The sequence below is a fragment of the Pseudorhizobium marinum genome (genome assembly GCF_000705355.1).
GTDB lineage: Bacteria > Pseudomonadota > Alphaproteobacteria > Rhizobiales > Rhizobiaceae > Neorhizobium > Neorhizobium pelagicum.
Map to the genome: position 1 here is coordinate 38740 of NZ_JMQK01000004.1, position 16135 is coordinate 54874.

Below are 16135 nucleotides of genomic sequence, written 5' to 3' on the forward strand. Positions count from 1 at the left end.
CATTGGAATGGATTGCAGATGAACATGATTGAACGGATGCGGCCGCGTCAGGGCCTGCGCGTGCTGATCACAGCCGGCGCATCGGGAATCGGTGCCGCCATCGCGCGGGCCTTCCTGGAAGCCGAAGCACGGGTGCTGATCTGCGATATCGACGAGCACGCTCTGGCAGGGTTTGCCGGGCAAAATCCCGCGGTGTCGACAATGATCGCCGACATCTCGGATGAGGGAGAGGTCGATGCCCTGATTGCCGCCACCTCCGAAAGGCTCGGCGGGCTCGACGTGCTCGTCAACAATGCCGGAATAGCCGGGCCGACGGGGGCGATCGAGGAGCTTTCCGTCGCCGACATCCGGCGGACCATCGACGTGGACCTCATGGGTCAGTTCCTGGTTCTGCGCCGGGCGGCTCCCCTGCTGCGGGCCAGCGAGGCCGGCGTGATCCTCAACATCTCCTCCGTGGCCGGACGCCTTGGCTATGCACTGCGTACACCCTACTCGGCGGCAAAATGGGGCATCGTCGGGCTGACGCAGAGCCTTGCCAAGGAAATGGGTCCCGACGGCATCCGCGTCAACGCGATCCTGCCGGGCGTGGTGCGCGGCGACCGGATGGAGAGCGTGATCCGCGAGCGCGCCGCGGCCGCGGGATTGAGCTACGAGGACATGGAGCGGCAGTACCTCACCAACATCTCGCTGCGCCGCATGGTCGAACCCGAAGACATCGCCGCCACCGCGCTGTTTCTGGCCTCGCCCGGGGGCGCCAACATCTCGGGCCAGGCCATCAGCGTCTGCGGCAACGTCGAAACCATCTGAGAGCAGGAAGAGAGAGCATGGCGAAATCACCCCGCAAGGTCATCATCACCTGCGCCATCACCGGCGGCATCCACACGCCGAGCATGTCGCGCTACCTGCCGGTCACGGCCGACGAGATCACCACGCAGGCCATCGAGGCGGCGGAGGCGGGCGCCGCAATCCTGCATCTGCACGCGCGCAACCCCGAGGACGGTCGTCCGACACAGGACCCGGACGCCTTCGCGGCCTTTCTGCCCCGCATCAAGCAGGCAACCGACGCCGTATTGAACCTGACCACCGGCGGCAGCCCGACGATGACGGTCGCGGAGCGTCTGCAACCGGCCCTGACATTTGCCCCGGAAGTCGCCTCTCTCAACATGGGCTCAATGAACTTCGGCCTCCATCCGATGCTCGACCGATACAAAAAATTCCAGCATGACTGGGAGCCGGAGTATCTCGAGAAGACCCGCGATACAGTGTTCAAGAACACCTTCAAGGACATAGAGCACATCATCGAACACTGCGGCGGCAACGGTACGCGGTTCGAGTTCGAGTGCTACGATACCAGCCATCTCTACAACCTCGCCCATTTCCGCGATCGCGGTCTCGTCGATGGGCCTCTCTTCATCCAGACGGTCTTCGGCATCCTGGGCGGCATCGGCACGCATCCGGACGATGTCGCGCACATGAAGCGTACCGCCGACCGGTTGTTCGGCGACAGCTACGTCTGGTCCGTGCTCGGGGCAGGTCGCCACCAACTGCCGATCACCACCATGGCGGCTGCAATGGGCGGCAATGTCCGCGTCGGGCTGGAGGATTCCCTCTGGGACGGACCCGGCAGGTTGGCGCAATCCAATGCCGCGCAGGTGCGCCGGATCCGGCAGGTGCTGGAAGGACTGGGCCTGGAGATCGCCACTGCCGAAGACGCGCGCGCCATGCTGGCGCTGAACGGCGCCGATCGGGTGAGTTTTTGAGCGGAAAGGTAGGAGACGGGAATGACGAGTGAGTTTGCCGGTCGCGTGGCCATCGTGACGGGCGCCGGCGCCGGTCTTGGACGCTGCCATGCCCTGGCGCTTGCCCGCGCGGGCGCACGCGTCGTCGTCAACGACATGGCGGCTGCCGATGGCGCTGCCGGAGAGGCCGCACGATCGGTTGTCCGCGAGATCATGGCCTTCGGCGGAGAAGCGGTCGCCGAGCCCGCCGATGTTTCCTCCTTCGCGGCGGTCGAGGCGATGGTCGAGCGCGTCATCGCGCGCTGGGGGCGGGTCGATATCCTCGTCAACAATGCCGGCATCCTGCGCGACCGGTCCTTCGCCAGGATGGAGATGGCGGATTTCGACAGGGTTGTTGCCGTCCACCTCTCCGGCTCCGCCAACTGCTGCCGCGCGGTCTGGGAGGCAATGCGCAGGCAAGGATATGGCAGGATCGTGCTCACGACATCCTGCTCGGGTCTCTACGGCAACTTCGGCCAGGCAAACTATGCTGCAGCCAAGACCGGAATGATCGGGCTGACGACGACGCTGCAGCAGGAGGGATCGAAGCACGGCATCCGCGTCAACTGCCTGTCGCCACTTGCCACCACGGGCATGACCGAGGGGCTTTTCACAGCGGAGGACGCAATCCGGCTCACCCCCGAAGCGGTTTCCCCTGCGGTTGTGTTCATGGCTTCCGAGGTGGCGCCCGAGAAGACCATCATCGGGGCGGGGGCCGGCGTCTATTCGGTGGTCCATGTGGTGGAGACGGAAGGGGTGTTCCTGCCGCCCGAGGCGCGCAGTCCCGCAGATTTCCGTGCCGTGTTCGCGCAGATGAGCGACATCTCCACGGCGCGCACGTTCAACACCGGCTTCGACCAGGCCGCCGGCTTCATCGCCACCGCCAACCGCGCGCGTGCCCTTGCGGGATAGTGGACGTCGGTGACCGGAAGAACGAGCCGCGATCGACGAGACCCGGTTCGCCGTGCGGTGCGGGTGCCGTCCATCTTCACCGCGAGCTTAACGACGATCCGACGCCAGGAGGCCGACTTGGAGAGCGAAGAGATTAAAACAGTAACCGTGGTCGGCACCGGCATCATCGGGTCCAGCTGGACCTGCCTGTTTCTTGCCCATGGGCTGGACGTGGTCGCCACCGATATTCGTGAGGGCGCGGAAGCCGCGCTGGAGAGTGCCGTCGCCCGTCTCTGGAGTTCTCTTCCCGAAAATGTCGTTGCGACCGGCCGACGCGGGAAGTTGCGGTTCTCCGCCGATCTGGAGGCAGCATGCGAGGGCACGGACTTCGTTCAGGAAAACGCCATCGAGCGGCTGGACGCCAAGATCGAGCTGATGCGCCGCATCGATGCCGTCACGCCTGCCAATGTCGTGATCGCGTCAAGTTCCTCGGCGATCTCGGTATCGGAGATGCAAGCTGCGTGCAGCCACCCCGAACGCGTGGTGCTCGGTCACCCGTTCAACCCGGTGCATCTGGTGCCGCTGGTGGAACTGTCCGGCGGTGCGCGAACGGCCGAGGCCGCCTTGATGCAAGCCCAGGCATTCTACACCCGTCTCGGCAAGGTCCCGGTCCGGCTGGAGAAGGAGGTCTACGGCCATATCGCCAACCGCCTGCAGGCTGCGATTTTCCGCGAAGCGATCCACCTGCTCGAAAGCGGGGTTGCATCCGCCGAGGACATCGATCGCGCCGTGACCGAGGGGCCTGGCGCACGCTGGGCCTTGATGGGCCCTTTTCTGACCTATCACCTCGCGGGAGGGGAGAAGGGCATGAAAGGTTTCTGGGAGATGTTTGCCCCCATGCAGGACAGACTCTGGGGGGACCTTGGGTCTCCTGTGCCTGACGCTGCGCTGCAGGCGCGCGTCACGGATGCCGTCGAGAGCGCCTATGGCGACCGTTCCCTGGATGCTCTTGTCGAAGACCGCGACAGCCGTCTGCGCCAGGTGCTGGCAATCAAATCCTCCAAAGCCGGCAGTCCGTGAGCTCCTGGACATGGCCAGCGCCTTGTCACGCGCCCTAAGACGTTGAAATCTCAAGCTTAACGGCGCTGATCTCGCTGGCTGATATCCCGTTTGAGTTGCAAAGCCGGCTCGTTAACCGCGGCTGTAAACCCTGAAATGTGTTTTAATTAGAAAAATGGAATGATATCGGCAATAATAAATCGAAGGGGGCATGAATATGAAAGTATCATTGGCATTCTTCGACGACCATCCCATTCTCCTGGAGGGGTTGGTGGGAATATATTCCGGGAAAGAAGAATTCGCCGTCGTGGCTCAGGGCGGCACGGCGCTCGATGCGCTGCGGATAGCAGAGGACCTGAAGCCGAACGTCATCGTCATGGATCTCAGCATGCCGGGCGATCCCATGGCGGTCATCCAGCTCCTCAGCGAAAAGCACGCGGATATCCGCATCGTCGTCTTCACGGCTGCTTCGAGCATCGACATGGCGGTGCAGGCACTGAAGATCGGGGTCTCCGGCTATGTCCTCAAGGGAAGCCAGGCCTCCGAACTCTACCAGGCGATCAAGGCGGCGAGTGCGGGGGAAACGTTCATCACGCCATGCTTTGCCAGCAAAGTCATCATGGCCCTGAAGTCGGATGAGGCCCGCAAGGCCGCAGGGGTCGATGCGCGGTTGAGCTACCGCGAGGTTCAGATCGTTCGCCATCTGATGCGCGGAAGCACCAACAAGGAGATCGCCTCGGGGCTGAGCATCAGCGAGAAGACCGTCAAGCACTACATGAGCGTGCTGATGCAAAAGCTTGCGGTGCGAAACCGGCTGGAGGTGGTTCTGGCGGCCCAGAAGCTGACATTGCTGCCGGAGAGAGCAGACGATGGCGGTCGCCAACAACTCAACTGAGCGCAACCCTAGGAACCCGGTTCGAACCGATCATTGTCGAGCGGCAGCCTCGCGAAGACCATCGTTCCATTCTTGCCGCGTCGGACGCGAAGCTTGCCGCCGAAGGCGCGGATGCGTTTTCGCTGGGTGATCGTGCCCAGATGCAGCCTCTTCTTGGCCTTCGACTGCGTCGGTCGGGCGTCCCCCGTGTCGGTGACGGAAATCAGGAGATTGCCTGCCCGTGTCTTGTAGCGAACCTGCCGGCGATTGCCCCTGGCGTGATGGTGGGCATTGATCAGGGCCTCCTGAACGAAGCGGTAGACGCAGATGTTGAGGTGATTGATAGACAGGTCGGGAAGGTCGCCATGCACGCCTACCGGATGGCCCGTCAGGTCCCTGTGACGCTGCACCGCGAGCATGATGGCCTCCTTCAGCGAAAGCCCTTCCAGTTCGGGTAGAATGAGGCCGCCGGAAAGGTCCCTTATCTCCTCCAGGACATCACGGGTCAGCGTGTCAAGGTCCTTCAACGAACTCGACGCGATCCTGATTTCAGCAGCCTGTCCCTGGTTCGCCACCAGATCACTCAGCGAGAGGCCGATCAGCGTCAGGGTCTGGATCGGGCCGTCGTGAAGCTCCCATCCGATCTGGTCGAGAACCTTCTCGTTGAGTTTGCCGGCCTCGCGGCGGGTGCTTTCGGCGTCGTAGCGAAGGCGCTCGTTCTGCTTTGCCAATTCGAGTGCCCGGCGCAGGCCATCCCACATGGCGAGATGCTGTCGATCGATCACCAGGCTGCCTCGTCGCACAATGCAATAGAGGAGCCCCAGCAGCGGCAGGGAGAAGGCGAGAACGTACAAGGTTGTCCGCCACCAGGCTTGCGCCATTTCCGCCAGCAGGAAGCCGGGGTTTTCGTAGAATTCTCCCACGAGCCTGACGGTGCCCTCCTCGTCCTCGACGAGGGGGGCGTAGATTTCGATCAGACCCTGGTCTATCTCGTCGCCAGAGTAGAAATGTTTGGGCTCTGCGGTGCTCGAAACCACGACTTCGCCAGCAAATGCCCGCCCCAGCTCAGCGAAAAGCTCTCCCTCTCCCTCTGCAGTGTCTCCGGAAGACGATGAGTAGAAGAGGGTCCCGTCAGGGTTCCAGATCTTCAGCTGGGCGATATGCCGGTGAAGCACGCCATGGCTGACCACCAGGTCCAGTTGCTTCTCCAGACGAACGCTGGCACGGCCTGCCCGGATTTCGTCTTCGCCGAGCATCGGACCGACAAAAGTCCGAAGATAACCGGTCCCGACACTTCCCGCTCCTCTGAGAACCGCTTGCTCGATGCTTCGCGTCGTCCAGATAGCCAAGCCGGCCATCAACAGCATCACGACCATGGACGCGATGAGGATGAACTGTGTCTCCAGCCGGGCACGGCGAAACATCGTCCTCACGGGCCGAATAAGTCTCGCCGCCCTGCTGTCCCTGAAAAATCCCCTGAGGGATGAATGCATGCCCGAAATCCTGTGTCCGGACAAAGTGATATGCCCATCAGCGGCGGTGTCCGTTACATGCTGCGCCACACCTTAACGAACCATGTGACCAGGCGAGGCGCTAGGGACTTTGGTCCCGATGATTTTCGGACCTTTGGCTGTAATGCGGTGCAGCTTTGGACTCGCCTGGCAGGGCCCCTTGGTCTCGAAGTTCGCCAGCCTTTGTGGCCTGATCCCCAGCTTTCGGTTGCGCTAGCATGATGTGAGTGAATCCGGGAGGCATGAGGCTTTCCCGTCGAGTTGCACACCTCAGGGGGGAATGAAAATGAGTGCTCTTTCTCTTAATCTCGCGGACCTGCAGTTCATCCTGCGCCAGATCAAGATCGCAGAGGCAAACTCGACAGCCCATGCGGCGACGGGTGCAGTCGACCTGCGCGAAGTCTATGTCGATGCCGCCGGCAATACGATGGATGAACTGGGAACACCCTACAGCCCGGACACCCACCCGACCCTTGCCCTCACCCTGGCGATCCCCGATCCGCACGTACCCTACGGGTTGCGCACGGTGGATGGCAGCTACAACAATCTCGTCGAAGGCCGGGAGATGTGGGGCGCATCCGGCGAGCCGATGCCGCGGCTTTTCGAGCCGAATTACATCAATAATGCAGATGGCGACCAGATGCCGTTCGGTGGTCCCGGTGCACCGGTGGTCACCAACACCGATTATGGCGTCATCAACGGTGTGCCGACCAACCCTAATGTGCCCGGTGGCAATGGCGGCCACACCGGAAACGTCGCCGACGCCGATCCGCGCACCATTTCCAATCTCGTCGTCGACATGTCGATGAACAATCCCGCTGCCATCCTGGCGGCGCTGACCTTCGCCGGCTCAGAGGATCCGATGGCGGATCTGGCCGAGATCATGGCGCTGAACCTGTCGCTGGCCGAGGCATCGGCAGCGCTTGATGCTGCGACGACGGCGCTCGAAGACGCCAACGCGGCGCTCGACGCGGCGGTGCTTGCCTATGTAAACAACATCGATTCCTCGCTGACCTCCAGCCTCATTAACGCCATCCAGCAGGAGGCGGAGGATCTGACCGTTGCCGAAGCGCAATATGTGCAGGCGCAGGCCGTCGCTTCCAATCCCCAGGCCGCGATGATCGCGCTGGCTGAAGAAAAGGGCCTGACGTTCAACAACGGCTCGCTCGACATTCCCAATATCGCTCCCGATGAAGGCCTGTCTGCCCCATTCAACGCCTGGATGACCTTCTTCGGCCAGTTCTTCGATCACGGCCTCGACCTGATTTCCAAGGGGGGCAACGGGACGATCTACATCCCGCTGGCCGCAGACGATCCGCTGGTGACGCATGGCCCGGACGGCGTCGCGGGCACAGGCGACGAAGCCGGGCCCAACAACAGCTTCATGGTCCTGACGCGTTCGACGACCGTCATCGGCCCCGATGGGGAGCCGACGCAGCGCAACGTGACGACGCCCTTCGTCGACCAGAACCAGACCTATACCTCGCACGCGTCGCATCAGGTGTTCCTGCGTGAATATGCTTTGGACGCCGAGGGAAAGCCGATCGCCACCGGCAAGCTGCTGGGCGGCGCCGACGGTGGCCTGGCGACCTGGGGCGACGTCAAGGCGCAGGCGCTGCAGAAGCTGGGTATCGAACTCACCGACATGGACGTCTTCGCCGTGCCGTTGCTGCGCACCGATGCCTATGGCGAATTCATCCGCGATCCGGTGACCGGGTTCGCTCAGGTCATAGTCGGACTTGGCCTGGATGGCATTCCAAACACAGATGACGACATCGTCGAGTCCGGCACGCCGGATGCGCCCGTGGACTTGTTCGCGGTCGGCGCCATCCGGACGAACAACGCCTTCCTCGACGATATTGCCCACGATGCGGTGCCCGGGACCGTGTTCGATCCAGATGGCCCCGCCGGACCTGCCGGTGATACCGCTGTAGCGGCCGATGTGGATGAGGGAGTCAATACTCTTCCGATCGACACCGATTTCCGCGGCCGCAAGGTCGCCTATGACGACGAGCTGCTCGACCGTCACTTCATAACCGGCGACGGTCGCGGCAACGAGAACATCGGTCTGACCGCGGTGCATCACGTGTTCCACTCCGAACACAACCGGCAGGTCGATCAGCAGAAGGTCACGATCCTCACCTCGGGAGACCTGGACTTCGTGAACGAATGGCTGGCGATCGATACCGATGCGGCGACGCTTGCTCAGTTCATTGATGGATACGCTGCTGCCACCGACAAGGCCCTGTTCCTCGAGACGTCGACCCTCTTCAACGGTAACGCCTGGGATGGCGAACGCCTCTTCCAGGCGGCCCGCGTTGCCACGGAGATGCAGTATCAGCACCTGGTGTTCGAGGAATTCGGGCGCAAGATCCAGCCCAATATCGATGTCTTCGTCTTCAACAACGTGACCGATGTCGATCCGCGAATCTTCGGCGAATTCGCCAACGTCGTCTACCGGTTCGGCCATTCGATGCTGACGGAGAACATGCCGCGCATCGGGCCCGACGGCCAGATCATGGATTCCGACCAGCTGACCCTGATCGAATCCTTCCTCAACCCCGTGCTGTTCGACAATGACGGAAGCATCTCCCATGACGAGGGCGCCGCGGCGATCGTGCGCGGCATGACCATCGAGCGCGGCAACGAGATCGACGAGTTCATCACCGGGGCTTTGCGCAACAATCTCCTCGGCCTGCCGCTCGATCTTGCGGCCATCAACATCGCCCGCGGCCGGGATACCGGCATGCCGACGCTGAACGAGGCGCGCCAGCAGCTCTTCGACGCGAGCGGATCGAGCTTCCTGACCCCCTATGCCAGCTGGACGGAATTCGCCGCCAACCTGAAGAACCCGCTGTCGGTGGTGAACTTCATCGCCGCTTACGGCAAGCATTCGACGATCCCCCAAAACGGTACGCTTGAAGCGAAGAGGGATGCCGCCTGGCTGCTCGTGTTCGGTGGCGCAGGTGCGCCGTCTGACCGCCTCGATTTCCTCAACAGCACCGGCGCCTTCTCGGCGGCGAATACCGGTCTCAACGATATCGACCTCTGGATCGGGGGTCTCGCCGAGAAGAAGATGCCCTTCGGCGGCATGCTCGGCTCGACCTTCAATGCCGTCTTCGAACTGCAGATGGAGAACCTGCAGGACGGGGACCGCTTCTACTACCTCACCCGCACCCAGGGACAGAACTTCCTCAACTCGCTGGAACAGAACTCCTTCGCCAAGTTGATCATGGCCAATACCAACCTCGCCAATCCCGGCGCCGACGGTATCCGCGGCACGGCCGACGATATCGTTGAACGTCATATCGGCGTCGATTCCTTTGCGACCTACGACTACGTGCTGGAAGTGGATGCGACCAAGCAGGTGGACTATAACGGTGCCGCACCGGGCGTCGACCCGCTCGGGAACGACCCGACGCTGGAGGCGCTCGGTCTGACAAAGGTGGTCCGCGACGACCCCGGTACCGCCGGCGTCGACAGCAACTACATCCGCTTCTTCGGCGGCGAGCATGTCGTGCTGGGTGGCACCGTCGGCAACGACACCATCATCGGGGACTTCGGCGATGACGGCATCTGGGGCGACATGGGCGACGACCGCATCGAGGCGGGCGCCGGCGTCGATCTCGTCAACGGCGGGGCCGGCAACGACATCATCACGGATTCGGGCGACACCGGCGACTTCCTGAAGGGCGACGAGGGCGACGACGTCATCGCCAACTCGAACGGGCTCGATATCCTGATGGGAGGCTCCGGCAAGGACGTCTTCTTCGTCGGGGTCGATGCCACGGAGGTCTTCGCGGGCCAAGGCGACGACTTCATCCTTGGCGGTGACGACATGGATTTCCTGCTGGGCAACGAAGGCGACGACTGGATGGAGGGCGGCGGCGGCTTCGATACCACGGCCGGCGACAATTCCGAGTTGTTCTTCAATTCGGCCATCAAGGGCCACGACGTGATGTTCGCCGGCAATGACGAGCATGATTTCGACGCCGAATCCGGCGACGACATCATGGTTCAGGGCGAAAGCGTCATCCGCAACGAAGGCATGTTCGGCTTCGACTGGTCGATCTACAAGGGCGTCTCGTTCGGCGCCGATGCCGATCTGCGGGTGCCGATCTTCACGACCGAGCAGCAGGACATCCTGCGCAACCGGTTCGACAAGACGGAAGCGCTGTCGGGCTGGGATCACGATGATATCCTGCGCGGCGACGACCGTGTCACGGACGTGGGCGGGGCCGCGACAGTCGGGACGGCGGAAGGTGTCTTCTTCCAGGACGAACTGACTCAGGCCGGCGTCGACCGGATCGATGGGCTGCGCGCCCTGCTTGGTGATCTGATCGACGCGCCGACAGGCGCGACGGACGAAGCGCGCGAACTCGAGATCGCCTTCGACGAAGGCAACATCCTGCTTGGCGGCGGCGGCAATGACCTGCTGCAGGGTAACGGCGGCAACGATTTCCTTGACGGCGATGCCTGGCTGAACGTCCGCATCCGGATCACCGGCTCCGGGGAGGAAAACTCCGCGGCAAACGAGATTGCGACGGTCGACAGTCTGAAGCACGTGTTCGCTGCCGGCGAAGGGCCGGCTGCATGGAGCGGCAAGTCGCTGTTCGATCTGATGATCTCCCGCACCATCGTGCCGGACCAGCTGCATATCGTGCGTGAGATCATCGAGGACGATGGTATCGGCGACATCGACATTGCGGTCTTCAGCGACGTGCGCGCAAACTATACGGTCACGTCCAATGAGGACGGAACGATCACGGTCGCGCAGAACGCCGTGACCGCCGGCGTCATTGATCCGCTGACCGGACGCAACCTGGTTTCGGACGGTGTCGACACGCTGCGCAACTTCGAGGCCTTGCGCTTTGCCGATGGCGAGATTGCCCTGACCCCGCCCGAGCTCTACCTGCAGCGTGCCTCCAGCTCGTATGCGGACGATTTCAACACAGCCTCCTTCGGAAACTCGGTCGGCACGACCCCTTGGGTTCCGGATTGGGTTGAAGTGGGCGACAGTGGCGGTGTCACAACGGGTCAGATCCAGATCGATCCCGGTGGCGCTGGCACCAACGTCATGCGGCTCAGCGGTACGGGGGTCGGTGCCGGTGCCAACAACGGTGCGATGATCACCCGTACAATGGACCTTTCCGGCGCATCGGCTGCCACCGTCAGCTACACCATTGCGGAGTCCGGGCTGGAACAAGGGGAGTGGGTGCGGGTTTTCTTCGCTGCCGATGGCACCAACTTTGTCCAGTTGAACGAGATCACCTCCGCACACCCGAACAGTCAGGCACATACGCATGATGTCGCGGGGCCGTTCTCAGCCAATGCCGCAATCCGCTTCGAAGTGAGCGCTTTGACGTCGAACGACGACATCGTCACGGTCAACGACCTGGCGATCACCTTCTCCTCTGCGCCGTCGATGGACTACATGACGACGTTTACGGAAGGAAACGGTGCGGCGCCCGGCGCCGACGTCGACATCGCGTCGAGCCCGCTCATCGTCGAGGATGGCGTGATCGTGTCGGCCCGCATCGTGCTGACCAACCCGCAGGCGGGCGACAGCTTCGACGTTCCCGGCAACCTGCCGGGTAACATCAACAGCACCGTCGCCACCGTTGGCGGCCAGCTCGTCGTGACGCTGACCGGCAACGAGCCGAACATCGCGCAGTGGCAGGCGGCGATCCAGGCGATCGAGTTCCGCAACAACTCCCAGGCGCCAAGCGAAACGCCACGCATCATTCAGGTCACCGTCAATGACGGTCTCCTGAACAGCAATGTCGCAACCACAACGGTGAACGTCGTGTCGGTCAACGACGCGCCGAACGCCGTCACCGACAACGTCGTCACGAACATCGCCGGGCCGATCGTCGTCCCGGAATGGATGATGTTGCGCAACGATACCGATGCGGAGGGCTCGCCGCTCACGGTAACGGGCGCCGTCGAGAACGACTTTAACTTCACGATTGCCTACGATCCGGCCACCCGCGGCGTGACGGCAACCCGCTCGGACGGCGACAACACCAAGGACTTCACCTACACCATCAGCGACGGCGCACTCTCCGCCTCGGCGGACGTCGATATCACCTGGGACACGGCGGGGGCTCTGGCGGGCGGCAACGGCGCGGACATCATCCTCGGTGATGTCCTGGGGAGCATCATTCAGGGCAATGGCGGCAACGACCTGATCATCGGCGGCCAGGGCGATGACATCATCGATGGCGGCACCGGCGACGACGAAATTCACTGGACTGTCGGCGACGGGCGCGACTTCATCAATGGCGGCCTCAACGAGGATACCGTCGTCATCAATGGCGATGCGGCCAACGAGGCCTTCGTGGTCTACAGCCGCCAGGCTGCCCTGGCGAATGGCATCACGGATATCAACGGCACCACCGAGATCGTGATCACCCGGAACGGCGTGATCGCTGTCGAGCTCGACAACGTCGAGGAGATCATCATCAATACGGGAGATGGCAACGACAGCGTGTTTCCTCTCGGCAATTTCGTCGGTACAAGCCTGAACTTCAACACCATCACGATCAATGGAGGCACCGGCGACGACACCATCGACGTGTCCGGCCTCACCTCGGCGCACCGCGTCGTATTCCGCTCCAATGGCGGCAACGACACCATCGTCGGCACGATCCGGGCGCAGGACGTCATCGAACTGGCCCCCGGCCAGGACATCTCGACCTATTCCCTGATCGACAACGGCAACGGGACACAGTCCTTCAGCAACGGCTCGCACTCCATCACCTTTGCCGGGCCGGTGCCGCCGCAGTTCCAGAACACACCGCCAGCGGGTGGCAATGACGAAGGGGTCTCCGGTGCATTCGAGTACACCCCGACCGACCTCGCAGGGCTCAAGGCGCTGGTCAACGGACTGGTACCTGCCTCCGAGGGCGACGACGAGGTGCCGACCGGGGTGCGCGAACTCAGCGGATACGGCAACAACGAAAGCAACCCGAACTGGGGCTCGGCTGATCAGACATTCATCCGCATCACCAATCCGCATTACGGCGCTCCGGACGCAGATGGAAACCGTGCCATCAACCCGATCTTCGACGGGCTCGATCCACGCACCATCTCCAACATCCTGGGTGCCCAGGAGGCGGATCTGCCTGATGCCGGCAACGATGCCAACATCTTCTTCATGGCAATGGGGCAGTATATCGACCACGGACTGGATTTCCTGCCGAAGGGCGGCAACGGCTCGATTGCCATCGGCGGTGTCGGCGGCGGGGATCCCTTCTCCGGCAATCCGGCGGACCTGACACGCGCGACGGTCGTCGGGTACGACGAGGACGGAACGCCGCTCCACAAGAACCAGACCTCGCCCTATGTCGACCAGAACCAGGCCTACGGCTCCAATAGCCTGGTCGGCCAGTTCCTGCGCGAAAGCGACGGCAACCAGGGCTATGGCATGCGGCTCTTCTCAGGAGCACCCGACCCGTCCAACCCGGACTTCAATCTCCTGCCGACGCTGCGTGAGCTGATCCAGCATCACTGGCAGGCGGACACGATCTTCACCGACCCCGGCCTGCCGGGCGGCCAGATCAGCTTCCGCACCTACTACACGAACTATGCCATCGACGCGGACACGACTGGAACGCTCTTTGACGATGAAGCCGGCACCTTCGATCCGGGCGTCGTCAGCAAGATGATCTCGAACTTCATGGGCTCGGGACATCCGCTGCTGCTCGACACAAACCCGTTCATCGATGTGCTCGACCACTACATCGCCGGCGACGGACGGGCGAACGAGAACTTCGCGCTGACCTCGATCCACACGATCTGGGCCCGCAACCACAACCATCATGTGGACGGTCTGCTGGCTGCCGGCTTCGAGGGGACCGAGGAGGAGGTCTTCCAGGCGGCCAAGATGATCAACGAGGCCGAGTACCAGCGGGTGGTGTTCGACGAGTATCTCGAGACGCTGCTGGGCGGGCTTCGCAGCGAAGGCACCCATGGGTTCGAGGAATATGATCCGAACGCCAATGCGGCCATCTCCCATGAATTCGCAGCGGCCGCCTTCCGCTTCGGTCATTCGCTGATCGGAGAGAAGCTGACGGTGCTCGACGCCGAAGGCAATCCGGTCCAGGTCAACCTGTTCGACGCCTTCCTGAACCCGAGCAATGCACCTGGCGTATTCACCGGACCACTGCCTCCCGGATATGTTCCGCAGCCGGGTTATGCCCAGCATGGGGTCAACGCCATCATCAGCGGCAATGTCAGCCAGCCTTCCGAGGCCGTCGACTTCAACATCGTCGACGCGGTCCGCAACGACCTGGTGCGCATCAGCGCCGACCTGTTTGCCTTCAACGTGGCTCGCGGGTGGGACGTCGGTCTCGGGACGCTCAACCAGATCCGCATGGATCTTGCAGCCTCGACCGATCCCTATGTCAGCGAGGCGGTCGGCTTTGCCGGCGGCAATCTCTCGGCCTATTCGTCCTGGGCGGATTTCCAGGCGCGCAACGGCCTGAGCAATACCGTCATTGCCCAGTTCATGGCGGCCTATCCGGATCTGATCCTCGCTGCAGACGACATCGCAGCGTTCCAGGCAATCAATCCGGACATCCAAGTCGCGATGCAGCAGGACGGCACGGGTATCGTGAAGGGCATCGACCGGGTCGACTTCTGGGTCGGCGGCCTTGCCGAGGCGCATATCAACGGGGGGATCGTCGGCGAGACCTTCTGGGTCGTGCTGAGCGAGCAGTTCGAGCGGCTGCAGGATGCCGACCGCTTCTACTACATCTCCCGCTTCGACGACTTCGACTTCTACCAGAACTTCATCGACGGCCAGGATTTCGCCGACATCGTGGCCCGCAACACCGGGCTGACCGATCTGCCGGAGCACATGTTCCAGGTCGACGAGATCGATGAGGACGAGGGCGAAGACGATACGCCGCCGGTTGGAAACGGTGACGACGACGATGACGATGATACGCCTCCAGTCGGCAGCGGCGACGATGACGACGACGATGAAGATGAAGATGACGACGACGACACCGACGACGACGACACCGACGGCGATGAGGACGACGGTGAAGACGATGACGATGACGATGACCAGGCCGGCAACGAGGATGGTGGAAACGAACCATTGCCGGTCGCGGCACGGATGCTGATCGGCACGGCTGCTGCCGACGTCCTGACCGGGGCGGCTGCAGCGGATACCCTTCTCGGCGGGGGGGCCAGCGACATCCTGGTGGGTGAAGATGGCAATGACATCCTGCGCGGCGAGGATGGCAACGACGTGGTCTCCGGCGGCAGCGGCAACGACACGATCAGCGGCGGCGCAGGCGAAGACGAGCTTCACGGCGGGGCGGGCGACGACATGCTGTTCGGCAATGCCGATGCCGACATGCTCCACGGCGGTCTCGGCGACGACTTCATCGAAGCCGGAGGAGGAGAGGATCAGGCCTGGGGCGGGGAGGACGACGACCTCTTCATCTCCACCGCCAATGACGGCAACGACCGTTATTGGGGCGATGCCGGCTCCGATACGCTCGACTACTCGGTTGCAACGGGGGATCTCACGGTCGATCTGGGCAACGGCTTCATGGGGCGTGGCCAGGTCAGTGGCGGCAACACGGGCACCGACGTGGTGTACGGGTTCGAGAACTTCGTCGGCGGCTCCGGCCATGACGTCATCACCGCAACGACGGCTGTCAACATCATGGACGGCGGGGGGGGCAACGACACCTTCCGGTTCACCTCAGCTGCGGCGGCCGATGGCGATACGATCTTCGGGTTCCGGCCCGGCGACAAGATCGACTTCTCGGCAATCGACGGCAACACGGCCTTGAGCGGCCTGCAGTCCTTTACCTTGAGTGCAGGCTCGACACTGACCGCCGCCGGTCAGGTGGTGGTGAGTGTCGAGATGCGGGATGGAGAAGAGGTGACGGTCATTCACGGCAACGTCGATGCCAACATGGATGCCGACTTCGAACTGACGCTGATCGGAAGACACACTCTCACAGCCAGCGACTTCACCGGCGTCTCCTGACGGAGGG

The 16135-nt window shown here is 62.7% G+C and carries 7 protein-coding genes; 6 read left to right on the forward strand and 1 reads right to left on the reverse strand.

What is annotated here, in order from left to right:
• The first annotated feature begins 18 nt into the window (after positions 1-18).
• The 5 genes from EO99_RS0105920 (at position 19) to EO99_RS0105940 (ending at position 4623) form a co-directional block, all read left to right on the forward strand.
• Entirely contained in the window at positions 19-807 is a 789-nt protein-coding gene (locus EO99_RS0105920; protein WP_029617719.1) for an SDR family oxidoreductase, read from the forward strand.
• A gap of 17 nt (positions 808-824) precedes the next feature.
• Positions 825-1760, forward strand: a complete 936-nt coding sequence (locus tag EO99_RS0105925) for a BKACE family enzyme (RefSeq protein WP_029617720.1) — start codon at positions 825-827, stop codon at positions 1758-1760.
• A 21-nt stretch (positions 1761-1781) separates the two neighbouring features.
• On the forward strand, positions 1782-2690 hold the full coding sequence (locus EO99_RS0105930; protein ID WP_029617721.1) for an SDR family NAD(P)-dependent oxidoreductase: 909 nt from the start codon (positions 1782-1784) through the stop codon (positions 2688-2690).
• Positions 2691-2753: 63 nt separating this feature from the next.
• On the forward strand, positions 2754-3749 hold the full coding sequence (locus EO99_RS0105935) for a 3-hydroxyacyl-CoA dehydrogenase NAD-binding domain-containing protein (RefSeq protein WP_210165066.1): 996 nt from the start codon (positions 2754-2756) through the stop codon (positions 3747-3749).
• 196 nt (positions 3750-3945) lie between these two features.
• Complete coding sequence (locus tag EO99_RS0105940) at positions 3946-4623, forward strand: response regulator (protein WP_037111275.1); 678 nt, start codon at positions 3946-3948, stop codon at positions 4621-4623.
• Between the two features lie 8 nt (positions 4624-4631).
• Here the strand turns inward: EO99_RS0105940 and EO99_RS0105945 are convergent, their stop codons facing one another.
• A complete protein-coding gene (locus EO99_RS0105945; RefSeq protein WP_051679716.1) occupies positions 4632-6026 on the reverse strand; it encodes a sensor histidine kinase in 1395 nt (464 codons plus the stop codon).
• 373 nt (positions 6027-6399) lie between these two features.
• Here EO99_RS0105945 and EO99_RS0105950 point away from each other — a divergent pair, with 373 nt between their 5' ends.
• The gene (locus EO99_RS0105950; RefSeq protein WP_029617725.1) at positions 6400-16128 is read left to right on the forward strand and encodes a peroxidase family protein; all 9729 of its coding nucleotides are present in this window, start codon (positions 6400-6402) and stop codon (positions 16126-16128) included.
• The last annotated feature ends 7 nt before the right edge of the window (positions 16129-16135 follow it).